This window comes from Paenibacillus sp. RC334, from assembly GCF_030034735.1.
In the GTDB taxonomy this organism is placed as follows: domain Bacteria; phylum Bacillota; class Bacilli; order Paenibacillales; family Paenibacillaceae; genus Paenibacillus; species Paenibacillus terrae_A.
The window spans coordinates 963,180-985,340 of record NZ_CP125370.1 but is presented as its reverse complement, the minus strand read 5'-3'; the positions used below and the strand labels follow the sequence as shown (position 1 = coordinate 985,340).

The 22,161-nt window shown below is 44.9% G+C and carries 17 protein-coding genes and 2 pseudogenes; 5 read left to right on the top strand and 14 right to left on the bottom strand.

All coding sequences use genetic code 11. The annotated features are described in order from the left end of the window. Window positions 1–12: 12 nt before the first annotated feature. The 5 genes from QMK20_RS04740 to QMK20_RS04720 form a co-directional block, all read right to left on the bottom strand. Complete coding sequence (locus QMK20_RS04740; RefSeq protein WP_283654801.1) at window positions 13–1,839, bottom strand: sensor histidine kinase; 1,827 nt, start codon at window positions 1,837–1,839, stop codon at window positions 13–15. Between the two features lie 13 nt (window positions 1,840–1,852). Then, window positions 1,853–3,151 (bottom strand): alpha-glucosidase/alpha-galactosidase, encoded by a 1,299-nt coding sequence (gene melA / locus QMK20_RS04735; RefSeq protein ID WP_283654800.1) that lies wholly within the window; start codon window positions 3,149–3,151, stop codon window positions 1,853–1,855. Window positions 3,152–3,268: 117 nt separating this feature from the next. Further along, complete coding sequence (locus QMK20_RS04730) at window positions 3,269–7,294, bottom strand: DUF5695 domain-containing protein (RefSeq protein WP_283654799.1); 4,026 nt, start codon at window positions 7,292–7,294, stop codon at window positions 3,269–3,271. 1,284 nt (window positions 7,295–8,578) lie between these two features. Continuing rightward, on the bottom strand, window positions 8,579–9,319 hold the full coding sequence (locus QMK20_RS04725; RefSeq protein ID WP_283654798.1) for an SDR family oxidoreductase: 741 nt from the start codon (window positions 9,317–9,319) through the stop codon (window positions 8,579–8,581). 46 nt (window positions 9,320–9,365) lie between these two features. Beyond that, window positions 9,366–10,499, bottom strand: coding sequence for an NADH-dependent flavin oxidoreductase (locus tag QMK20_RS04720; protein WP_283654797.1), 1,134 nt, complete (start codon window positions 10,497–10,499; stop codon window positions 9,366–9,368). 221 nt (window positions 10,500–10,720) lie between these two features. On the opposite strand from QMK20_RS04720, the gene QMK20_RS04715 reads away from it, so the two are divergent. After that, entirely contained in the window at window positions 10,721–11,203 is a 483-nt protein-coding gene (locus QMK20_RS04715) for a MerR family transcriptional regulator (RefSeq protein ID WP_283654796.1), read from the top strand. 250 nt (window positions 11,204–11,453) lie between these two features. On the opposite strand, the pseudogene QMK20_RS04710 reads toward QMK20_RS04715, so the two are convergent. The 3 genes and pseudogenes from QMK20_RS04710 to QMK20_RS04700 form a co-directional block, all read right to left on the bottom strand. Then, a pseudogene (locus QMK20_RS04710) lies at window positions 11,454–12,074 on the bottom strand (AraC family transcriptional regulator); the annotation flags it as partial. Between the two features lie 315 nt (window positions 12,075–12,389). Beyond that, the gene (locus QMK20_RS04705) at window positions 12,390–12,572 is read right to left on the bottom strand and encodes a hypothetical protein (protein ID WP_283654795.1); all 183 of its coding nucleotides are present in this window, start codon (window positions 12,570–12,572) and stop codon (window positions 12,390–12,392) included. A gap of 36 nt (window positions 12,573–12,608) precedes the next feature. Further along, a complete protein-coding gene (locus QMK20_RS04700) occupies window positions 12,609–13,499 on the bottom strand; it encodes an AraC family transcriptional regulator (RefSeq protein ID WP_283654794.1) in 891 nt (296 codons plus the stop codon). 109 nt (window positions 13,500–13,608) lie between these two features. Here QMK20_RS04700 and QMK20_RS04695 point away from each other — a divergent pair. Next, window positions 13,609–14,560: pseudogene (locus QMK20_RS04695) on the top strand (DMT family transporter). A 138-nt stretch (window positions 14,561–14,698) separates the two neighbouring features. On the opposite strand, the gene QMK20_RS04690 reads toward QMK20_RS04695, so the two are convergent. Then, on the bottom strand, window positions 14,699–15,538 hold the full coding sequence (locus tag QMK20_RS04690) for a formylglycine-generating enzyme family protein (RefSeq protein ID WP_283654793.1): 840 nt from the start codon (window positions 15,536–15,538) through the stop codon (window positions 14,699–14,701). A gap of 292 nt (window positions 15,539–15,830) precedes the next feature. Beyond that, on the bottom strand, window positions 15,831–16,466 hold the full coding sequence (locus tag QMK20_RS04685) for a glycoside hydrolase family 11 protein (protein ID WP_283654792.1): 636 nt from the start codon (window positions 16,464–16,466) through the stop codon (window positions 15,831–15,833). Window positions 16,467–16,950: 484 nt separating this feature from the next. Here QMK20_RS04685 and QMK20_RS04680 point away from each other — a divergent pair, with 484 nt between their 5' ends. Next, window positions 16,951–17,139 carry a DUF6809 family protein gene (locus QMK20_RS04680; RefSeq protein ID WP_283654791.1) on the top strand — a complete coding sequence of 63 codons (189 nt, stop codon included), beginning with the start codon at window positions 16,951–16,953 and terminating at the stop codon, window positions 17,137–17,139. 437 nt (window positions 17,140–17,576) lie between these two features. Here the strand turns inward: QMK20_RS04680 and QMK20_RS04675 are convergent, their stop codons facing one another. Beyond that, window positions 17,577–17,969 carry a RidA family protein gene (locus QMK20_RS04675; protein WP_283654790.1) on the bottom strand — a complete coding sequence of 131 codons (393 nt, stop codon included), beginning with the start codon at window positions 17,967–17,969 and terminating at the stop codon, window positions 17,577–17,579. Window positions 17,970–18,074: 105 nt separating this feature from the next. On the opposite strand from QMK20_RS04675, the gene QMK20_RS04670 reads away from it, so the two are divergent. Continuing rightward, the gene (locus QMK20_RS04670) at window positions 18,075–18,416 is read left to right on the top strand and encodes a winged helix-turn-helix transcriptional regulator (protein ID WP_283654789.1); all 342 of its coding nucleotides are present in this window, start codon (window positions 18,075–18,077) and stop codon (window positions 18,414–18,416) included. Window positions 18,417–18,679: 263 nt separating this feature from the next. On the opposite strand, the gene QMK20_RS04665 is transcribed toward QMK20_RS04670, so the two are convergent. The 3 genes from QMK20_RS04665 to QMK20_RS04655 are packed head-to-tail and all read right to left on the bottom strand — an operon-like array spanning window position 18,680 to window position 20,915. Further along, window positions 18,680–19,432 carry an amino acid ABC transporter ATP-binding protein gene (locus QMK20_RS04665; RefSeq protein WP_014280026.1) on the bottom strand — a complete coding sequence of 251 codons (753 nt, stop codon included), beginning with the start codon at window positions 19,430–19,432 and terminating at the stop codon, window positions 18,680–18,682. A 15-nt stretch (window positions 19,433–19,447) separates the two neighbouring features. After that, window positions 19,448–20,107 carry an amino acid ABC transporter permease gene (locus tag QMK20_RS04660; RefSeq protein ID WP_283654788.1) on the bottom strand — a complete coding sequence of 220 codons (660 nt, stop codon included), beginning with the start codon at window positions 20,105–20,107 and terminating at the stop codon, window positions 19,448–19,450. A 40-nt stretch (window positions 20,108–20,147) separates the two neighbouring features. Beyond that, on the bottom strand, window positions 20,148–20,915 hold the full coding sequence (locus QMK20_RS04655) for an amino acid ABC transporter substrate-binding protein (protein WP_283654787.1): 768 nt from the start codon (window positions 20,913–20,915) through the stop codon (window positions 20,148–20,150). A 318-nt stretch (window positions 20,916–21,233) separates the two neighbouring features. On the opposite strand from QMK20_RS04655, the gene QMK20_RS04650 reads away from it, so the two are divergent. After that, the gene (locus tag QMK20_RS04650; RefSeq protein ID WP_283654786.1) at window positions 21,234–22,160 is read left to right on the top strand and encodes an ABC transporter permease; all 927 of its coding nucleotides are present in this window, start codon (window positions 21,234–21,236) and stop codon (window positions 22,158–22,160) included. Window position 22,161: the final 1 nt, after the last annotated feature.

Genomic DNA, 22,161 nt, shown 5'->3' with positions numbered 1-22,161 from the left:
CCTCTCCCTTCCTTATTCGGTTCGAATCGGTGCCCGCAAGGTAACCGAGGTGTATGTTCCCGGCTCGCTTGTCACGGACAGTCCATATTGCGGGCCATAATGGCGAAGTCGCTCATGTACATTACGCAGTCCAAAGCCAATGGCACTTCCCCGCTCGGCGTTCAGGGACTTCCGAATATCGTCCAGCCGCTCGGCTCCGATACCGCCTCCATCGTCACTGACCGTTAATCGCAGCGCATCGCCTTCCCTTGTACCAGACAACATGATGTAGCCACGGTCGGTACGCCCTTTTAAGCCATGGTAAATGGCATTTTCAACGAGCGGCTGGAGTATAAGCTTGGGTACGTAAAACCCGCAAATATCTTCCTCCACCTCGCAAATCCACTCGAACGAATTCCGAAATCTGAACTGCTGCACCTTCACATAGGCGCCCACATGCTCGACTTCCTGTCCCAAGCTAATCTGCTCCCGGCCATAGCTTAGCGAGATGCGAAAGCATTTACCAAAAGCACCGATCACCTCCGCCATATCCCGTTGCCCGTTGGCCAGCGCCATTCCCTTGAGCGACTCCAGCGTGTTGTACAGAAAATGAGGATTAATCTGCGCCTGAAGCGCACGAAACTCCGCCTGCTTGCGCGACAGCAATGCTTCATAGACCTGCCCGTATAGCTCATGATTTTTTTGCATCATATGAAGAAAACGCTCCCCGATCTGCCCCACCTCATCCTTGGGATTAAAAATAACAGGTGCAGGATCGTCGGAAACTTTGGCTGAGCTTGTGGCGCTCGTACTGCCGTCCACCGCCATTAATCGGCTCAACTGAAGCAACGGACGACGAATCGTATCACTCAGCCGATAAGACAGCATCCAGCCCGACACCAGTGCAATTAAAAAAGTCCAGATGGTCCAGGCCCCAATCTGCCGCGCATCCTCGAACAGCACGGACTGATCGACTTTTTGCAGCAGTGTCCATTGTCCTTCATTCAACGGGCCGTAGGAAATCATGGTCTGACGACCGTTCCATATTCTCCAGTCCTTCGTAAGCATGGGTTTGTCCACAGCGGATTTGGCAATCTGCCGCAGCAGCGACTTGTCCGCAACGGCCTGCTCCGGCAAACGGTATACAGGCACGCCCTTCTGATCCAGCACCCACATCTGGGTATTGCCGTCTGTTTCATGAAAGGCAAGCCCCCGGAACAGGCTGGCCTTGTCAATTTCCAGCAGTAAAAATCCAAGCGGTGCATAGTCGCCGGTCGTTTTTCGAAGCAGCTTCCCGACGTATAAACGATCATCCGCCATCCCTCGTCCCGATTCGAACGATGAATGGGCCATCCACATCATGGGCTGATCCGCGAGCAAGCGACGATAGTAAACACGTGCTTCCTCTAATGTAGGAAGGCCGCCAAAGCGGACCGAAACATTCCCTTGATACAGCGAATGCTTGGGCCCGCCATTGGCGGCATATATAAGAGAGGACGTGATATACGGCTTGGTCTGGGTTTGCGCCCGAACGACCATGCTGAGTGTTTCATCGTTCCGTAAGTATTCATAATCGTCTTCCGGCTTGTTCTCCAGCGTGGCCTGCACGTCGGGATTGCCGAGAATGGCATTGGTCAGATCGTTCAAATCGGAAAGCGTCGCATTGACGTAATTTTCACTCATTTGCCGGGACTGCATAGCCAACGCTTCCGACTTCTCACCAAGTGAATGGGCCGCGATCCGGTAAAAGGTAAAGGTCAGCACCACCATCGGAATGACCGTGAGCACCAGTGTCAGTACGATAAATTTCCCACGAATTGTAGGAATCCCGGTAAACTTTTGACGACCACGGCCTCCCATTCATCTGCCTCCCTTACACATAGGCTGGAAGCCACTCTCCGTGCGCCGCAATCAGGTCATCGCACAGAGAAACAATCTCATCCATGGACAGCTCGGCTGACGTGTGCGGGTCCAGCAGTGCGGCATGATAAATATGCTCTTTTTTCCCGGTGACAGCAGCTTCAATCGTCAGCAATTGTGTATTGATATTCGTCCGGTTCAGCGCAGCGCATTGGGGCGGCAAATCTCCGACATAGGTCGGCGTAACTCCGTTGCGATTCACCAGACAAGGCACCTCTACACAGGCTTCTTTTGGCAGATTGGTAATTAAACCTGTATTCATCACGTTGCCGCCAATGGTAAAAGGCCGATCCGTTTCGATCGCCTCCAAAATATACGAAGCATATTCATTCGACCTTTCATGGCGAAGATCCTGATTGCCCAAAAGTTCCCCGCGCATCGTTTCCCATCGTTCAATCTGGCTCACGCAGCGACGCGGATACTCATCCAAGGGAATATTGAGCCGTTCGATCAGTTCAGGGTATGCCCGCTTGATAAAATATGGATGATATTCCGCATTATGCTCGGACGATTCCGTAATGTAATATCCGAATTTCAGCATCATCTCAAAGCGTACCATGTCGTTATGCTTTTCCTGCTGCTTGGCGGCAGCCCGTTTTTTAATCTCGGGATATAAATCCTCACCGTCCTTGCTCACTTCGAGCAGCCACGCCATATGATTGATGCCTGCGATTTTCGCCTTCACGCCTTCCTGCTCCAGCCCGAGGCTTTTGAACAGCTCCGGTATACACGCCTGCACGCTATGACACAGCCCCACCGTACGGACGCCGCCGTGTACGTTCATCACATTCGTCAGTACAGCCATCGGGTTGGTGTAGTTGAGAAACCATGCATCCGGGCATACCTCACGCACATCTGCAGCAAAATCGAGCATCACCGGAATCGTCCGTAAGTTGCGGAAAATACCACCTATCCCGACCGTATCGGCAATCGTTTGGCGCAGACCGTAGGTTTTGGGAATTTCAAAATCCGTAATCGTACACGGATCATAGCCGCCAACCTGAATAGCATTTACCACATAGGCAGCTCCACGCAGCGCTTCCTTGCGGTCTGTGTAGGAGCGGATCACACAGGTACTCCCCGTTGTTTTTTTCAAATTGGATAAAATATGTTCCGAATCCTTCAGCCTTCCGGGGTTAATATCGAACAACGCCAGCTCAAAGCCCTGCAAAGCAGGTGTCAGCATACAATCGCCAAGCACATTTTTAGCAAATACCGTACTGCCTGCACCCAGAAATGTAATCTTGCTCATGCCTTTCCCCCATTCACATTCTTATTCGCAGCTTTGTACTCCAAATGCAAGGATACCCACCGCCACTCTCCCCTTTGCAGGAAGAAAGTGACAGTGGGAAAGGTTATTTAACAAGAGCTATTCAATGTTTCCTCCAGATCGTAATCCCCCTGCTGATTTAGCAGAGCTGACAGGAGCAGGTGTTTCAGGTGTTACTGAGTTAACCGGATTTGTCGGCGTTTCCGGAGTACCGGAGTTGACAGGGGCCCCCGCCTCGATCACGGTCACCTTGGCAATCGCCTTCAATTCTGTTCCTTCTACATTGCCCTTCAATTCAAATGAACCCAGAGAAGCATATTGTGCAGGGGCTATATCCTCCCATTCCACAGCCACCCATTTGGTGGAGCCTTCTCCATACGTAGCTTCCACCACGCTCGGCAATTCGGGTTTTTCACCCGCACGTGTCGTCACGTTTACTTCTTTTATAGCCGTGATTTTCTCGGCTCCCGTCAGGCTCTGTGCTGTACCGGAGGCCAGACCTGCCACCTCGGAAGCATTCAGAGCCCGGCTGTAGATGCGGAATTCATCCACCAGACCGTCGAAGTATGGGTCAGGGTACTGAGACTTACCGATAAAATTGTTTTTGGTTTGACCCAGACTGGTAGGATTCAACGTCAGGCTGGTATTGCGTCCCACTTCTTTTCCATCCACGTATAAAATACCTGTGGAGCCTGAGAGAGTGACCGCAACGTGTTTCCACACCCCTGTCGGCAGCACAGGAGCCTCAATCGTCTGTTCCTGTCCCTGCCCGTTGCCTTGGTTGGTAATCGCAAACAGCATCGTATTTCCGGCTTTAGGGGTCAGGAACATATATTCATTCGTCCCGGAGCCGAAGTCAAAAATCCGTACATAATCACTCAGGCTGTTCGCCTTGACCCAACCGGATACGGTTAATTGCTGTGCCCGGCTTACGATGCCCGCTGGAAGCTGCACATAGCTGTCCTTGCCATTCAGGCTGACAGCATTGCCTGTTTTCCCAGCAGCCCATGCAGCCGTGCCCTTCACGGCAGCATCATTGTGACTGCCCGATGAATCCACAGCAACAGAACCGCTGGTTTCATCAAACTTATACAACGCAAGCTGTTCAAGTAACGGAGCCGCCGGTTCTACGATCACGCTTACTCTGGCCTCAGCCGATAACAGCGAGTCGCTGGATGTCAGCTTGAATATATACGTTCCCGGCTCGGAAACGTCCACCTTCGTACGCAGCGATGTTTTACTGCTGAATGTGACCTTGGCATTCTGTGGCCCTTCAACCAGACTCCACTCGCTTGTAACCTTTCCTTGCGGAAGTCCATCATCCTCAGCCGTACCTTTCAAAATGATTGGATCCGGCAGCTTCACCTTGGACGCTTTACCCGCATCTACGACAGGCGCCTTGTTCGGATCAGGCGTCGTAGGTGTCAGCTCCACGGTATAGGAGGATGCTGTGCCCATGTCCAATTTCAGCTTGTTGGTAGGTGCATACGCATTAAATTTACCTTGCGATTGACCACCTACTTTAACCAAATACGTTCCCTTCTTCAAGCCATCGAACGTAACGTATGTGGAATGTGCTTGACCAGGTGTCTGATTTTTCAGCTGGAGCCATACATAATCCTTGGATGTTGCCAGCTTGGCTTCTGTATATTGGTCCCTGTCCAGCTCGATATACAGCTTTTCCGTGATCAGATTGACCCGCTTGAACAGGCCGTCCAGCGGCTTGATCGTATACACGTTACCGCTTTTGCTTACCTCTGCACCATAGCCCGTCAATCCGAAGATCGGATCTACTGCAATGTCGGCACTTAGCGTTTTGAGTGCACCGAACAGTCCAAGATCGGCCTCGCCGCTCATGCCGCGCCAGCCGTTAAAGAGCGGAACATTTTTACCGCCGCCGGTGCCGTTCGTTCCCTGGTTGCCTTTTTCTGCCTGATATGTCCATGCGACTGCCCCGATGTTGTCAGGGTCCGAGCTGATTTGCCCGGAATTAATCGCTCCGACATTGGCGATTTTAGCTGCATAGGACAGACGCTGTTGTTCCTCGCGGTGATTGTCCTCATGGTGCCGGATCCAGTCGTCCATCGCATATCCCGCAAGCGAAGTCGTGTACTGGAAATTAAACCAGTTCTCCCCGGTAATCGTCACCGGATCGGTATAGTAGTACCATACTGGCATATGTCCGCGTGCTGCACGGGTTTTGGCATTGATTTTACTCATCATTTCCAGGGCTTTATTTTGCTCGCCCTCTGTATCTATATTCTGCTTGGCTAACGTATATACGGCCTCTTCCCCAGTGTTATCGTAGCTGTATTCGGAGCCGTAAGGATATTTTGTATTTTTAAAATTGTTATATTTGCGATCCATTTTTTCCTTGAGATCATTCGCTTCATCATCATAGCCTTCATCATGAAGTGCCTGAATAATATCCGGTGTAGTCAGTTCGCCCATCAAGCCCGTTTCCCAGTTGTAAGCAACCGGCCCTTCGTACAATGCTTTGAAAATGTTATACGCCCGCAGCAAATACGTTTCCTTCGGCTGCTTGTAAGTGACAAGATCCGGGTATTCCTTCGCAATCTTGTACATGCTGAAATACGTGTTGTATACGTGCGGGTAAGCGTACCCCCGATAGGTTGGTGTATCGTTCGGCTCTGGCATCAGGAAATCATGAATCAAATAATCCTCATGATGCCCGTTCATCAGATTCGTCCAGATGGCCGTCTCCAAATAATCGTCTACCGCCCGTACCTCTTTGGCAACCGGAGACAGTGTGTTTTTCTCAGCCAGGAACTGTCCGTGGGTCAGACCCCAATCATCCCCCCAGCCCCAGTATCCGTTGAAAATGTTACGCTTGGATTTGGTATGCATCATCCAATCGTCAAAGACTTTATCGCGCAGATCACCCGGTACATTCCACTGGGTTTTATCTACCATAAACGTAGCGTGCCGTTGCAGCGCCAAATCAATCGGCTCGATGGCATAAAACTGTAAAACAGTCTTGTTGCCGTTTCCATACTCCACTGTGATGAAGTTTGGACCCAGCTTGGTGAATTTCAGTTCATAGATGTGGTGCCCTCCAGTCTTGCTGTCCGTCTGCGGAATGACGGTTCCATCTGGATAGGTTACCTTGCTGATCGCCTGCTTGGTACGCAGATCCACTTTCGCCTTCTGATTCGTAGGCACGATCATCCCCGGTACAACCGTTGTATCCACCAGGTTTTCTTGATACAACGTATCTTTCACATCATGCTCATCCTTCACTGCCAGAAACTTGAAGCCATAGTTGCGGCTTTGGCCGGGGTTCAGGATCAGACTTGTGTTGGGCAAATATCCACGGTTGGTGGACTTAATCACATTGGAGTGAATATAAAATACATTCAGTCCCTCCAGCCATTTGCCTTCATTCGCCGGATTCCAGGCCCATTTGCTGCCCGGATGCTCCTCATCCCGCCAGTGATCCTGATACTCAAAGCCCGCACCCGTTGAGGAATCAGGAATCAGCAGCAGCGAAGAACCAATGCCGCTGGGACGTCCAGCCGTAATATAGGAGCTGTTGTTGCCGACAAAGGAATGCGTTACGACTCTGGTCTCGTAAATCGCATCACCGTTCGTCCACTGCTCATTGAATGGCAAAGGCAGGCCAAAATCGCCAATCTCCAACTTTTTGCCACTTGTGTTCTGTACCTGTATATTCCACAACACCGAACCGTTCGACTCCGCTGAATACGTTTCGATGACTTTAAAATTGCGAATGCCTTCTGCGTTGCTTGAGTTTTCATACGTGACGGTGACGCGGTTGCCACTGGTCGTGATTTTGCGTGCATCTGCCGACTTGTTCGTCCAAGCCTTCGTCCAGCTGCCTTCGTCCAGTCGGTACGTGAACATCAGCTCACCCAGCCACTGATGATCCGCGGTATTCTGTTCGGGTGTTACCGTTGCGTTCATCACGTACTCTGTCGGGAAAGCATCTCCCTTGATACGGATGGATGAAATTTCGCCATGCTCGCCTGTCTGAATCGTCAGCTTGTCATTGGATAGTTCATAGGCCTCCGCCGTATGCGTCCCAAATAGTACAGACGCCGCGGTTAAAAACAAAAATGCTGCCAATATTCCTTTAAATTTCATCAATACGGCCTCCTTTTGGATCTTGGGGTCCTGATTTGCTTGCCAATCGCCTGAACTCTCTTCATTTCGCCGCAACCTCCTTGGAAATGTAAGCGTTACAACTCCATTGTACAAATACTTGTCCATTGGTAAAATCAACATTTTCAACCGATTTATATATAATTTCAACCTATAGTGGGATGAGTTACGACGGTGAGTTGCGAGCGCTGCGCGTGCAGATTGTTCTTCCGATCGCTGTTGTAACGGGATTTTTTTATTTATATAACACCTGTTAAGGTTAAAATCCCGTTACAAAGGCGAACGCTTCGCTTCTTCAGAACAATTCTGCCCGCTCCGCTGACCGACCACCGTAAAGTCATCGCCCTTTTTAGGGAATTGGGGCGGCAGGGGGACTACAAGTGCCGAGCGGCAAGAAGGCTTGCAGCCTTCTAGATTTGTAAAGAAAAAGGAGCAAAAAGGTTGCCCCTCCTGCTCCTTTTTTCATTATAAAAGTATACTAAAGAATAGAACAAGTTGGACACATCAACTCAAAAGGAATGGAGTAAATCATGGTCATAAACAAGTGAGAATTTTATGTGAATGGTCTGCATTATACCGTTAGGTCGGCAATCAACAAAGCTACGACAGATTGATCTGAATTAAGATTACAGATGATGGAGAGACAGGAATTTAGATAGAGAGCAAGGGGAGGCATTTTTAGATATGCCAGGGTTTGAACAGATTATACAAACGGACACCGTGAAACCGAGAAATTTTTTTTAGTTGCTGTAGTGGGTGATCGAATCATGGGGTTTTCAAGAGGCGAAGGTATTTATTAAGATAGATTCGCTCATAAAGTAGAATTTGGAGTCTGCGCATGTAAAGAATTTTTGGATTAGAGTATGGGGAAAAATCTGCTGAAAGAATCTATCAGCTGGGCTTATTCCAATGGCATGCTTTGTATGGTCAAGCCCCATTTTGTAGACAATGAAAAAAGCCCTATTAACTGTAACTGAACTTCGAAAATTTCCAGACCACCACTTTATCATTGAACTATCGTGTCCCGTTAGTTGAATGGGAGATGAGTTTGTTTTTAGAAAAAGGTGAAGGCTTATTTGGTGTACTTTTTTGTTTTGGGTTCCAGCCCTGTTTCTTCCCTCAGTAATGATGTCTATTTCCGAAGGCTAACAAAATCATGTCTATCCCATAGCAATAGCAAGAGGCATGTAAACCGTACAAATATAAATACTGCCCCAAAATCTATTTTTTAGGGCAGTATCAACACATCACATGATTTTTCTATTTTTATAGTTCTTGAATTGTTGGACGAATAATCATCTCATTAATTGCTACATCGGCTGGCTGCTCAATTGCAAATGCTATGGCACGAGCAATGTTAGAAGGCTCGATAGCAATTTTCATATTCTCATTAATTGCAGTTTTTAACTCTGAGTTTGAAATTGCTGCTGTTAATTCTGTATCAATCGATCCTGGCGAGACAATAGTCGTTCGAATATTGTTGATACACTCTTCTCTACGAAGGCCTTCTGTAATGGAACGCACAGCAAACTTTGTACCACTATAAACTGAACTAGCAGGGAATACTAAATGACCAGCTATGGAGGAAACGTTAATGATATGCCCTTCTTTTCTTTCTCTCATGGACGGAAGAACAGCAGCAATACCATAAAGAACACCTTTGATGTTAACATCAACCATTTTGTCCCATTCACTGATCTTGATCTCAGAGATTGCGGATAAGGGCATTACTCCTGCATTGTTGATCATCACATCAATTTTCCCAAATTCTTGGAGCGTATATTTAGCCAGCTCTTCCATATGTTCTTGGGAAGCGACATCTGTAACTTTATAGATCGCTTTTCCACCATTTTTTTGAATCTCATTCTGTAGAATTTTCAAACGATCTTCACGACGTGCGGCTAGTACCAATTTCGCACCTTTGGATGCGAGTTCTTTGGCAGTAGCTTCTCCAATCCCACTAGAGGCACCTGTAATAATTACAACCTTACCTTCAATATTCGACATATAATTGACATCCTTTCTTAATGAAAACGTGATAACGCTAAAAATGTTATTCTTCGATATTAAACCATGGACCTGAAGCTTGGATGACACCCCAAAGTTTTTCCGGAAGCTCAAGCTCACTAACTTTTGAAGCCTTTATCGCTGTTTGGATTTCCGACTCTTGTCCATTTTGAACCTTTTCTACCCAGTCTGGATTCATGATTAAGGCGTGCCCAATCGCAGCTAGGGTAAGACCCTTATCTAATGCTGTTGCAACATTATCCGGGGTTACCATAGAACCAGCAGCCAGTACGGGAACCCGGCTATTTACATGTTCAACGATCAACTCAAGATACGTTTTTTCATCTTGGCTATCGACTGGCTTTGAAGAAAGAGCATCAGCTAGTGAAGCATGCACATAATCAACACCAGCTTCAATCAGTCGGTCAATCAATACATAGGTATCCTTCATTCTTAGACCGCCTTCTTGATGTTCGTCAGGAGAAATTCGGTAGCCGAAAATAAACGGTTTTGTAGCATGTTTTTTAATGACGTTTTTCATTTCCCTAATTACTTCCAGTGGGAAACGCAGGCGGTTTTCAAGTGATCCTCCCCATTGATCCTCACGTCTGTTGAAGAAAGGAGAAAAAAAGTTTTGAAGCAAAAATCCGTGCGCACCATGAATTTCAACGCCATCAAACCCTGCTTCAATGGCTCGTCTTGTTGTTTCTCCAAACGCATGAATCACTTCCAATATTTCAGCGTGCGAAAGTTCTCTCGGCAAAACGGAAGGAGCAAATTCAGTTGCTTCCGTCTCTACAGCGCTGGAACTAACCACATCTCCATTTGGCGTAAGATCCGGCAGTGCTTTGTTGCCTGCGTGAAAAATTTGAAGTACCGCAGGAGCTCCGCCGCTTTTCGCCCCATCCGCCAATTTCCGTAAACTTGGAATAAATTTATCGTCATAAGCGGCGAATTCATTCGTAAAACCTATACCGTTTGGTTGTACATGCGTACATCCTGTTATAACTAGACCAACGCCATTCACTCTTTTTTTGTAATATTTCACTTCTTCATCTGAAATCGTGTAATCGTCATTACTGGACCAAGTGGTCATAGGTGACATAACGACACGATTTCTAAGGGTTATTCCATTTTTGAATGAGAAGGATTCAAGCAAGTTGTTATATTTTGTGTTCATTTTCCAACCTCTTTCTAATTATTCATTTATAAACTGTAGTAATTGTTGTCTTAAGTTAAAGCGTTTATTCGCATTCCCAAAGTAGTCAAACAAACAATCCTCTATTCCTTGTCGGGGAATGATAAAGGAGATTACCAGTTGATGAGCGCTCACAACATTGGTACAATGACATCATAAAGTATTCGAGCAACTCGAAGTCAATAGCAAGGAGGCACAAAATTTTGAATCAGACATTACATGAACCTAAATATACGGTAAAAGATGTATCTGAAATAACTGGCCTTACAAAACATACGATTCGTTACTATGATGACCAACAATTAATACCATTCGTTTCGAGAGACGGCAGAAACAATCGCTTATTCTCTGACCATGATCTGGATTGGTTGCGAATGGTGCATTGCTTTCGTATTTCAGGATTGCCGATTTCAGAAGTCAAACATTACATTGCTATGTGTTTGCAAGGTGATGAGACGATTCCTGAAAGGGCTGAGCTTGTTGTAAAACAAGAAAAAGAACTAGAAGCGAAGATTCATGAATACAACCTTCAATTAATGCACATAAAAGAGAAGAAGGCTTACTACGAAAGTGTCTTGGCTGGTCAATTGGACGATACCTGGAATCCAGTTAACAATAACCCAGAATGTGGAGAAAAATACGATATACCAGAACATATCAAATCAGCGTCAAAAGTTCATGCATGACCTTAGAAGATAGTCTACCGCTTCGAGTACACTCGAAGTCAATTTTTTTGTCTATTTAATTTGACGGATATTGCACTAATCTGCCCGTTACTTCAATGAAAGAGGGAGCATTTTCCGCGGCGGTGGGCTCCCTGTTCTATATTCAACTATCGTTTCCCGTTAGTTGAACCCCGAATTAAATTAAATTTTGCTTACATTCCGTAAAAGTATTTCCCTTCCCTTAACTGGTTTCGTTATATTTTGAACCTTTTTATGCTTTTAGACGCTTTATATCTTGTCTAGGCGGAAAGCCAAACATTCGGGAATACTCACGACTGAATTGCGAAGGACTTTCATAGCCTACTCGAAATGCCACATCAGTGGCATCTGCTGATTCGATTAATAATAGGCGACGGGCTTCCTGAAGCCTCAATTCTTTTTGGAACTGAATAGGGCTCATAGCGGTTATCTCTTTGAAGTGCCTATGTAGCGACGAGACACTCATATTCACTTTTTCCGCAAGCTCCTCAATCCGAAATGATTTTTCATAGTTATTAGTGATATGTTCGATAACGTCTTTTATTTGATGGGCAGAGCTGCCCTCTATTGCAATTTGTTCGAGTCTAACCCCATGCTGACCTTGCATAACCCTATACAGAATTTCCTTAATAAACAGCGGCGCAAGTATTGGGATATCCTTCGGGTTGTCCAACAAACGAGCTAACCTGATGACCGAATCCAACAAAGGCAGCTCCATCCGGCTAACAAACATACCTCGCTTTGCATTTTCTTTAGTTCCTACTCGGATTTCAGAATCACGTAAAACCTCAAAAATTTGATTCGCCGTAAATTCAAGTTTAAAACCCAAATACGGAACGTCGGGAGAACCATCGGTGTTTCGGAAATTCCCGGCATCGATGGTTCTTTTTGTTTTCGACTATAGCTAAAATAAAAATTTTCAATAAAGGAATATAAAGGTGAAATCTATTTATTCCTTTTCTTGTCTAAAAACACTAAAAAATACAATATTCCAAAAATAAGACTTACTAGAAATGAGGTTGATAATGCACTAAAAATAAAATCAGACGCAGGCAAAGTGAAGAATTTAGTCACACCGTTAACTGTAGACGACTGTGTTGGGCCTTTGATGAAGGAATAATATATGCCTACCATAAATCCATAAGACAAATACTTAATTAGGTTTATTTCAAATTTGCTCATAACGATAACCCACCCTAAAATTTTTTTGAAAAAGGAGAATTTCAATAATTATGAAACCAATCAAAATAATGACTAAAACCGCAATCTTGGCAGCAATGACCGCTCTATTACTACCATACGGCGCTCTTGCTTCTGCAAGTGAAGCCCCACATTGCTCTGTATTGGTCAAGCTCCATTTTGTAGACAATGAAAATTTGGGACAACATTAGCAATCATCCATTTTTAATTTTTTGTAGGCTAATGGTGTCATATTCATCGCCTTTCTGAATCTTTCTATAAAATAGCTTGTACTGTTAAATCCAACCTTATAGGCAACTTCTGTAACGTTAGTTTCTGATTGTTGTAGTAAGACTAAACTTTTTTGAATGCGATAATCCATTACATAATTTAACGGGGTTATCTTTAAAATTCGTTTGAAATATCGGCAGCATTCAGAACGGCTCAATTGACCAGCTCTTGCAATATCATCTAATGTGATTTTTTCAGCGTAATGTAAATAGATCCAATTCAACATTTGCTTGATCCGATGACTCTTTACCATTTCCATCTGGTCGTATTCTAATTGAAAGCCATTAATGATTAAGTTTTTCCAAATTAATGTTAAATGCATGGTGATATCGATTTCAAAGTATGGTGATTTTTGTTGAATACATTGATTAATTTTCAAAATGGCATCTAAAATGTTTTTCCCCCAAGGCTCATTAGGGTCTATGTATAAATAAGGTAAATTAGTCGCTTGGATATAAGGGGTTACATAGGTTGTGTAAAGCTCTTGTGATAAAACGAAATGAGGAGAAACATTTAAACAGATATAGACGCAACCCGATTCATTCTTTTCTTCCGCCATGTGTAGGCAGCCACTATTTATAAATATCCCATCACCTTGTCGTACTATTAGTTTATCTTCATTTATTTGAAAAATTGCTTCCCCTTTTACAATCAGAACAAATTGAATTTCATCATGCCAATGAAGTGGTATATATTTATGTATATTTTGGTTAATCGTTGTTTCGTAACACGCAATCGGTAGTACGACCGTTCGATGCTCAGTTAGTTCTTTTAAGTTTTGGTCAATCATGAAATTTTTTATTTGCAAATCATCACAACCTCAATATATTTATATTTTAACAGCAAATATAGGTATAATTAAAAAGATTTTTCACCTATCATAACACTATTATTATATTTCAAGGTGGAGAATATTCATGGGTAATTCAGCTAGAAGAACAGGATTATTTCTTGTTATAACAGGAGCTATATTTTGGGGGATTAGTGGCACCGTTTCAAAAAAACTCTTTCAACAATTCACAATCGATATAAATTGGCTTGTAACAACACGTTTGCTCATAGCTGGTGTTTTACTTTTGACCGTTCATTTTTTTGTAAAAGACCATTCGCAAATATGGGGTGTATGGAAAAATAGAAGGAGAGCTTTTCAACTCATTGTCTTCGGTTTGGTCGGTATGCTTTCGGTTCAATATACGTATATGGCATCGATCAAAACTGGAAATGCTGCTGTTGCAACGCTATTACAGTATTTAGCCCCCATAATGATTATCATCTATTTAATTCTGCGGAAACACATGGTCTTAACACGAAAGGATTTGTCAGCTATTATCCTTGCTTTAGCTGGTTGTTTTTTTCTTATTAACAAACGGCTCCATTTCACAACTATCCGTGCCGAAAATCGCAATAATTTGGGGGCTTTTATCGGGAATAGCGATGGCTTTTTATACCTTGTACGCAATTCCTCTTTTGAAGCAATACGATTCCCTCGTCATTGTTGGTTGGGCTATGATCATCGGCGGTTTCGGATTAAGTTTTATCCATCCACCTTGGCATATAGACTTTAAAAACTTGACACTAGAAACCTCTTTATATTTAGTATTCGTTATCATATTCGGCACAATGATAGCATTTTGGTTCTATATAGAAAGTTTACAAAGTCTTTCACCAAAAGAAACGAGCCTTCTAGGTAGTTTGGAACCAGTAGCTGCTGTTTTAACAACTGCATTTTGGTTAAAAGAGCCTTTTGGATTTTTCCAATGGATTGGTGTAATATGTATCATCGGACTGATTTTGTTAATGGCATTCAATAAAAAGGCTTCTTCAAATAACCAATCGAAAAAAGATGAAGAGCCCCTCAGAGTCAGCTAATTTTACTGGGGGGGTTATTACGGTAAACTACCCGTTAGTTGAGAAAACGGCAGCCACTTTAACGATTGCCGTCTCTTCATGTTAATTAAGCTATTGTTTTAAATTCGTTTAACAATATTTTGGTGTGACTTGTTCCAATTATTCTTTACGAGCTACACGAAACCCTTGATCGGGACCAAAGCCATTCGCATCGAACTTGCCTCGGAAGGATATCTCGTTGTTGCTGACGTTGCCAATCCAACCGCCGCCCTTCACTACCCGGAAGGAACCGCTTTGACTATCCAAATCTCCGTACCAGTCCCAGCACCATTCCCTTACGTTGCCAGACATATCGTAAATTCCTAACTCGTTGGGTTTCCGGGTACCGATCGATTTTGTTTTATTATGGTTGCTCTCTATGATAGGCCAGTTCCAGTCTCCAGATAAGTATTTGTCTCCGGCGTTTTTCCAATACCATGCGACCTCGTCGGCATTATTGCTTCCACTGTATGTGTAGCCCTTGCTCGCCTGACCTCCGGCTGCAGCATATTCCCACTCCACTTCTGTAGGCAATCGGTAACCGTTAGCTCCCTCATTAATCGTTACTGTCCATTTTATATTATCGTTATCATTCTTATTATTCGGGTCTTTTTTATCCTTGTCTATGTTGTAATACGGTTTTAAACCCTCTCGTATACTTCTTTGATTACAGTACTCCGCAACGTCATACCAACTCACCATTTCTACTGGCATCTTGTCGCCTATGAATTGTGAGGGATTACTTCCCATGACTTCAACCCACTCTTTTTGAGTTACCTCGTATTTACCGATATAAAAGTTCGATAGAGTCACGTTTTTTCCAGAGTGGTTGGACTTGTTGTTCTGAAAAGCCCCACCTTCCACGTACACAAGGTTATCCTTTTTTTCAGGCTTATCTGGTGAACAAGCGCTGATCACAACCATTGTTGCTATTAAAAGGAACATTAATAGCTTTCTCATTGATATATCTCCTTTAAGCTGATTGGAAAAATGATAGGCCATAACGGCCTGCAACTCGCCTCCAGCAGCGTCGAAGGCCGTTCGCCTGGCAGGAAAACAGCCCACAACGCATCCGAACTGACGGATAGACTGGAGGGGAACGGCCATCGGCCTGTCTACAATGCTTAGGGCTCGGGGAGTCCTCCATGATCGATTCATTTAAACCCTATCTATCAGACAGCTCTCAAAACCCGCTTATCCCGTGAGACAGTCCCAACCGCGCCTGTTCGTTGAACAGCTTGCAGTTGATTGGTTACCACACCGTTACGTTAGAGCTCCCGCTACTCTGATACCCCTCTGTCGCCAACACCTGGTAAGACCAGCTACTTCCCAGATTCATTCCTTTGCTCGCCCATGCGTTCACGTGGTTACTGAAAGTGATCGCGGAGTTGCCCCCGGTCGCTCTCTTCGACTGTCGAACACTCCAGTACTGAGCAAACGTTTGTGTGCCGTCAATGGAAGGTGCGTTGTATCGCATTGTTGTGTAGATGTCATATGTGCCCCCATCACTGGTCACCGTACCTTTATACGTTCCGGTAGGTCGATAAGTCCCCCAGCTATCAACGACGTAATATTCGATGAGTGCGTTTCTCGTCCACCCGTAGAGAGTCAAATACCCATTGCCAGACGGCGCCCAGACGCCAGCATTGTAGTTAATCGTCCTGTTTGGTGATCCGGTAGTCCAGCCTTTGCCGACAACAAAATTCCCGGTATTTTGCCATGTCACGCTGTAATTACCGCCTGATCCATTAACAGCATTGACCGTCCCGCCGCCATCGGTCCAATTTTGCCAATAATCTGTCGCTGCATTTGAGGTTGCTGCAAAAAATCCAAAACTCATAGAAGCTGCAAGAACTACTGTCATCATTTTCTTACTAAACTTAAACATACTTTACCTCCTAAAATTTTTGTGTTTGTCCCATACACCTGCTTGTTGGTTGATTCTCTTTGCAGCACATCACTTATCCGTGCCATATCCCGTTTTTTTTACTTTTACCTCCTTTCTGAGTAAATTATAGAATGATAGCGCTTACATAAAAACCTAGCAAATTAAAGCTTTAACTCTATTATGTTTAGCTTTCTTTGAATTTTATAGAACCCGTTGAAGAGTAATCGGGTTCGTAACGTTGGAAGAAGGTCTTCGCTGCTTTTAATTAATTCGAGCAATATGCGAATCTATCTTTATGTCGGATTTCTTAGATATTCATTTAATCGTAAAACTAAAGAAGTTGCCATTGGTAACTGGGGTTTGAGATCGAAGGCATATTAAAAAAAGAACAAAATTCTGTCGACGGTAAGTACCACAACACAGTTAAGATGGGAATTGGCATCCCAGTGAACAAATAAAGTCTACCAATCCTGAGTCTCAAAAAGTGAATCAAAAAATTAGTGAACATATGGAGATGCTGAAAAATAAATTATCAGAAGTCGATTTTGAGCAAATGGAAGTCATATTTGATTTATTAAACGAGTCAACCTCCCTGCACTCCGCAGCAGCATTCATCCACGGGTATCGAACGGGAGCCTTAACGATGATTGAAGTATTTAGCGAGGAGAAGTAATTTGTTGATGGTAATAAACCATGAAGATTGACAATGTCCTCAGTTATAAACGTAGCATTTAATGGATGGTTTCATTAAAAACACATAAAGAGGAAAACGTACAACGAGGAAGCGTATAACAGAATAGTTGCACTTGCTGCCACATAAAAATACACCCTCGCAAACATAAAGTGCGTGAGTGTATTTTTGTGATTAAGCCGATCTTTATTCCATTGTAATTCTGTTTATGAGTTTATTTATTTAAAATAGATATCTCTCCAGACAGATTCTTTAAATTAAATGTTTTTCTGGCGTAAAACTCCCCCGCGAGCAGTGCAGTTTTGCGCCAGCGTATGGTGCTGGATTTCAGTATCCGACGACCCTTCCGCTTCTAACCAATAGCGGTCGCGCCTTCTCGAAGCCCACCGCCCGGTGCTGCGCCGACCGCGGTGGCCGAATTAGTCAGTGTGTGCGACGGCGCGGATTTCAACCAGTTGGTGAGGGAACGCCAAACCCGACACACCGATGAGGGTGGCGGCTGGTCGATGGTCTCCCACATACTCCTTCAACAGAACGACGCACTGCTCGAAATGCTCTTGCGGGTTTGTCAGATAGACCTCGACCTCAGCGATGTTCGATCTCGTGACACCAAATCCCGCCAGCACGTGATCGAGATTCTCTAGTGTCTGCCGGGTCTGTGCCTTGATATCGCCCTCGCCAACGAACGCGCCCTGCATATCGTGGGAAAATTGTCCCGAAATGTAGATGGTGCCGTTGACGCTGTAGCCTTGGGTGACGCCAAAAGCTTCTTCCCATGCAACACCGTGATTGTAGGTTATGGCATTAGTCATTTTTTTCTCTCCTTTATTTCAAAGTAATGTTAGTATAAAATGAACGCAAATAAAAAAGTAGTACGCACTATTTGGATAGATACTACCGGAAAGGATAGTGTAAATATGAGTATGGCTGAATATAAAGGTAAAGTTAAAAATATTAAAGATACCCCTTTTGGTTATACATTGTCAGTTATTGGTGGGAAATGGAAGATGGTTATTATTTACCTCCTAGCAGAAAACCAACCGGTTCGCTTTAATGATCTGAAAAGACAGATAGGAGCTATTACTTATAAAACATTGAGTTCACAGCTTAAAGAATTGGAAGCGGATGGTATGGTGAATCGGAAAGAGTATCCCCAAGTTCCCCCTAAAGTCGAGTACCGTCTCACAGATAAAGCGGAAACACTATTACCTACTTTGGAAGGGTTATGTGAGTGGGGAGTAAAAAACCAAAATAATTAAATCCAGTTTTCTAATTGCTCCCGGTATATGAGTTCAGAAAAAAGCACTTCAAACGGCAAAAGTAATCTTTTGCCTTGAAGTGCTTTGCTTTGTATGCAAATCCCTTTACTTCGCTTCTGCCGCTCGATATTGGGCCAGTCGTTCCTTGACCATGGCGGGGTCGACTTAACGACCTGATACGTGCCTATACCACCTGCTTAAAAATAGGTTGCCTGCACAGGTGGTCGGTCAGCGCAGCGCCTCTCCTGAGAACAACTATATTTTTAATCCCCCACCCGATTCAAAAACACCTTGGTCCGCTCTAGCTGCGGATTACCAAAAATCTGCTCTGGTGTACCGGATTCCGCAATTTCGCCATTATCCATAAAAATGACACGATCCGCCACATCTCTCGCAAAGTTCATCTCATGGGTCACGATGACCATCGTCATATGCTCCTCAGCCAGCTTTTTAATGACTCGCAGCACCTCGCCCGTCAGCTCGGGATCTAGGGCCGAAGTCGGCTCGTCGAACAGTAAAATATCGGGGTTCATCATCATTGCCCGGGCAATCGCCACACGCTGCTTCTGTCCGCCCGACAGTCGGGACGGATACGCATCCGCTTTATCCGCCAAGCCGACTTTAGCCAGCAATTCAGCGCTTTGACGGCGCAGCTCGGCCTTGCTCGTTTTTTTCACCAGCTTTGGTGCCAGCTCCAGATTATCCTGTACCGTCAAGTGAGGGAACAGATTAAAATGCTGGAACACCATGCCCATCCCGGTGGTAATGCCCTTAATGTCGCCTGCCGGGGCGTACTGACCATTTTCCACCAATGCTTTATCATGAATGCGGATCGTCCCGCCCGTCACATCTTCCAGATGAACCAGACTGCGAAGCATGGTGCTTTTCCCCGAGCCAGAAGGACCGATGACCGCAACGACCTCACCCGCCTTGACGTTAAAGCTCACTCTTTTCAGAACGTCGAGCTTACCGAAGGATTTTTTCAAATCGGTTACTTCTATTGCGTTAGTGTTCATATCCCGACATTCCTTTTACTCGAATTTAAAACGTTTTTCCAGCGCCCTAAAGAATAGCGTCAGCACCAAAGCCAACAACAAATAGATCATAGCCGCTACAAAATAAGGCACAATCGTAAAATCACGGTTCACAGCCGTATTCGCAAAATGCAGCAGTTCCGGTACAGCTACCGCATATAGCAGCGCCGTATCTTTCACCAGTGTTGTCGCCTCATTCGTGACCGCAGGCAAAGCAATCCGTACCATTTGCGGCACAATGACTCTAATCAGCGTCTGCGACTTGCTCAGGCCCAGCACTTGTGAAGCTTCAAATTGCCCTTTATCAATCGACAACATCCCGCCTCTAAAAATTTCAGCAAAATAAGCCGCATAATTCAGCACAAATGCCAGCAACGCAGCCGTTGTCCGGTCCAGCACCAGATACTCCCCGATCACAGGCAGCATCGGCAGACCAAAGCAGAAGAACAGCAATTGCAGCAGAAGCGGTGTGCCCCGTATGACATAAATGTACGTATGCATCAGCCAGGCAATCGGCTTAATCCGGCTTTTCGCCAGCAACGTAACGATAAATCCCAGCGGAATGGACAAGATGAGCGTGATGAAAAATAAAATAACGGTCATCTGCGCCCCTTCGAGCATAGGCTTCATAATTCGTAAAATATAATCCATACTCATAACCTTCGACTCCTAAACCCTTAGTTCAATACGCTACGTATTAATTCAGTACCTTATCTTCACCAAACCACTTTTTCGAAATTTCAGCGGCTTTGCCGTTCTTGTGCAGCTCATCCAGAGCGGATTGTAACTGCGTCAGCAACTCGTCGTTTCCTTTTTTCACGCCGATGCCGTATTCCTCAGGGGCAAGCGATTCGCCAAGCAGTTTATACGTTCCTGGCTCTTTGGACATATAGTATTTGGCTACCACTTCGTCAATGACAACCGCATCCAGACGTCCGGTTTTCAGATCGGTCAACGCAAGCACATTATCGGGATACTCAGACACCTGTTTCAGCTTACTCTTGATCGGGTTCGCATCCAGTGCATCGGCTGCCGAGGACAACGTTTGAAGACCTACGTTTTTGCCCGCCAGATCGTCCAGCTTCGAGAGGTTGGATTTGGCCGGGAGCGCGATCACCTGACTATTTTTCAGATACGGCTTCGTAAACAGCACCTTTTCCTTACGCTCATCCGTAATCGTATAACCATTCCAAATCAGATCAATACGGCCGCTGTTCAGCTCGGATTCTTTGGCAGACCAGTCAATGGGCTGGAATTCCACTTGCTTGCCCATTTGCTCCGCAGCCGCTTTGGCATAATCAATATCAAAGCCGGTTAGCTCGTTATTTTCATCTCTAAAACCCATCGGTGCAAATTTATCATCAATTCCGATAATCAGCTTGCTGTTATCCTTACCACCGGAACATCCGGCCAAAACGATCATAATCAATCCAATCATCATTGTGAACATGGCTGTTTTTTTCATTTTATTCCCTCCAGCAATGGTAACCTCCCTATCCAAAGGACAGGCGGCAAACGCTTTAGTTCGTTAACACGTTATCAGAGTATCATCATAACATACCACAGGATACTCGTCGAGAGGAAGGAGCGGAATCTTGGCCTTATAAAAATGGAAAACCTGTGACGAAAATTTGACCAATGTTCTATAATGTAAAACCTTACCTTGACACGTTGCCAAAACCGTTTTATCATTTCCTAGTATTCTTATATACTTTTATTTATTTCATAAATTTAGCAGCAATAGTATGTAAATCAGCTTGATAGACAGGAGAAATAAAGCCCCATGTACATTTTAAAACGTCTTTTTACGATGCTCGTTACATTGTGGATTATCGTCACTTTAACGTTTATCATCATGCACATCATTCCGGGGGACCCATTCTCGAACGATTCTAAAACGATTCCGGAAGCAGTGCTGCAAAACATGCGTGCCAGATACAATCTGGACAAGCCGCTTGCCGTACAGTATGTGTTGTATCTGAAAAATTTGCTGGTGCTGGATATGGGCCCATCTATTCAATCGAAAACGACGGACGTAAACATGCTCATTGCCAGAGGTTTCCCACCTTCCGCATTGCTCGGCATTCAATCCATCGTAGTTGCGATTATTGCGGGTATTGCGCTTGGAACGCTGGCTGCTTTACATCATAATCGACCATTGGATTATATTTCGATGTTTATTGCCATTGTCGGTATTTCCGTGCCCAGCTTCATTTGGGCACCGCTTTTAATCAAATATGTCGCCGTCAAATGGCATCTGCTCCCGGTCGCCTCATGGGGAACCTGGCAGCACACGGTGCTTCCATCGCTGGCTCTGGCCGTTTCACCTCTCGCCGTCATCGCCCGCTTCATGCGGACAAGCATGCTTGAAGTGATGCATCAGGAATACATACGCACCGCCAAGGCGAAAGGGCTGTCCTCTTGGGCCGTAGTCATCCGTCACGGATTACGCAACGCGTTAATTCCCGTGCTGTCCTTCATCGGACCCCTGTTCGCTTCCGTCATTACAGGTACCTTTGTTGTGGAAAAAATATTCGCCATTCCCGGCATCGGTAAATACTTTGTAGACAGTATATTTAACCGGGACTATCCGGTCATTATGGGCACAACCATTTTTTACAGTGCCATTCTGGTCGTCACCTTATTTTTAATTGATATTTCCTATCGTCTTGTCGATCCGCGAATCAAATTAGTCAGCAAAGGAGATTAAC

What these genes read in the sequence shown, in the direction of transcription:
- QMK20_RS04690 (WP_283654793.1), bottom strand. Translation starts at nt 15,538, where the DNA reads ATGAGAAAGCTATTAATGTTCCTTTTAATAGCAACAATGGTTGTGATC.
- QMK20_RS04670 (WP_283654789.1), top strand. Translation starts at nt 18,075, where the DNA reads ATGAGTATGGCTGAATATAAAGGTAAAGTTAAAAATATTAAAGATACC.
- QMK20_RS04730 (WP_283654799.1), bottom strand. Translation starts at nt 7,294, where the DNA reads ATGAAATTTAAAGGAATATTGGCAGCATTTTTGTTTTTAACCGCGGCG.
- QMK20_RS04655 (WP_283654787.1), bottom strand. Translation starts at nt 20,915, where the DNA reads ATGAAAAAAACAGCCATGTTCACAATGATGATTGGATTGATTATGATC.
- QMK20_RS04665 (WP_014280026.1), bottom strand. Translation starts at nt 19,432, where the DNA reads ATGAACACTAACGCAATAGAAGTAACCGATTTGAAAAAATCCTTCGGT.
- QMK20_RS04650 (WP_283654786.1), top strand. Translation starts at nt 21,234, where the DNA reads ATGTACATTTTAAAACGTCTTTTTACGATGCTCGTTACATTGTGGATT.
- QMK20_RS04725 (WP_283654798.1), bottom strand. Translation starts at nt 9,319, where the DNA reads ATGTCGAATATTGAAGGTAAGGTTGTAATTATTACAGGTGCCTCTAGT.
- QMK20_RS04675 (WP_283654790.1), bottom strand. Translation starts at nt 17,969, where the DNA reads ATGACTAATGCCATAACCTACAATCACGGTGTTGCATGGGAAGAAGCT.
- QMK20_RS04720 (WP_283654797.1), bottom strand. Translation starts at nt 10,499, where the DNA reads ATGAACACAAAATATAACAACTTGCTTGAATCCTTCTCATTCAAAAAT.
- QMK20_RS04685 (WP_283654792.1), bottom strand. Translation starts at nt 16,466, where the DNA reads ATGTTTAAGTTTAGTAAGAAAATGATGACAGTAGTTCTTGCAGCTTCT.
- QMK20_RS04740 (WP_283654801.1), bottom strand. Translation starts at nt 1,839, where the DNA reads ATGGGAGGCCGTGGTCGTCAAAAGTTTACCGGGATTCCTACAATTCGT.
- QMK20_RS04660 (WP_283654788.1), bottom strand. Translation starts at nt 20,107, where the DNA reads ATGAGTATGGATTATATTTTACGAATTATGAAGCCTATGCTCGAAGGG.
- melA (WP_283654800.1), bottom strand. Translation starts at nt 3,151, where the DNA reads ATGAGCAAGATTACATTTCTGGGTGCAGGCAGTACGGTATTTGCTAAA.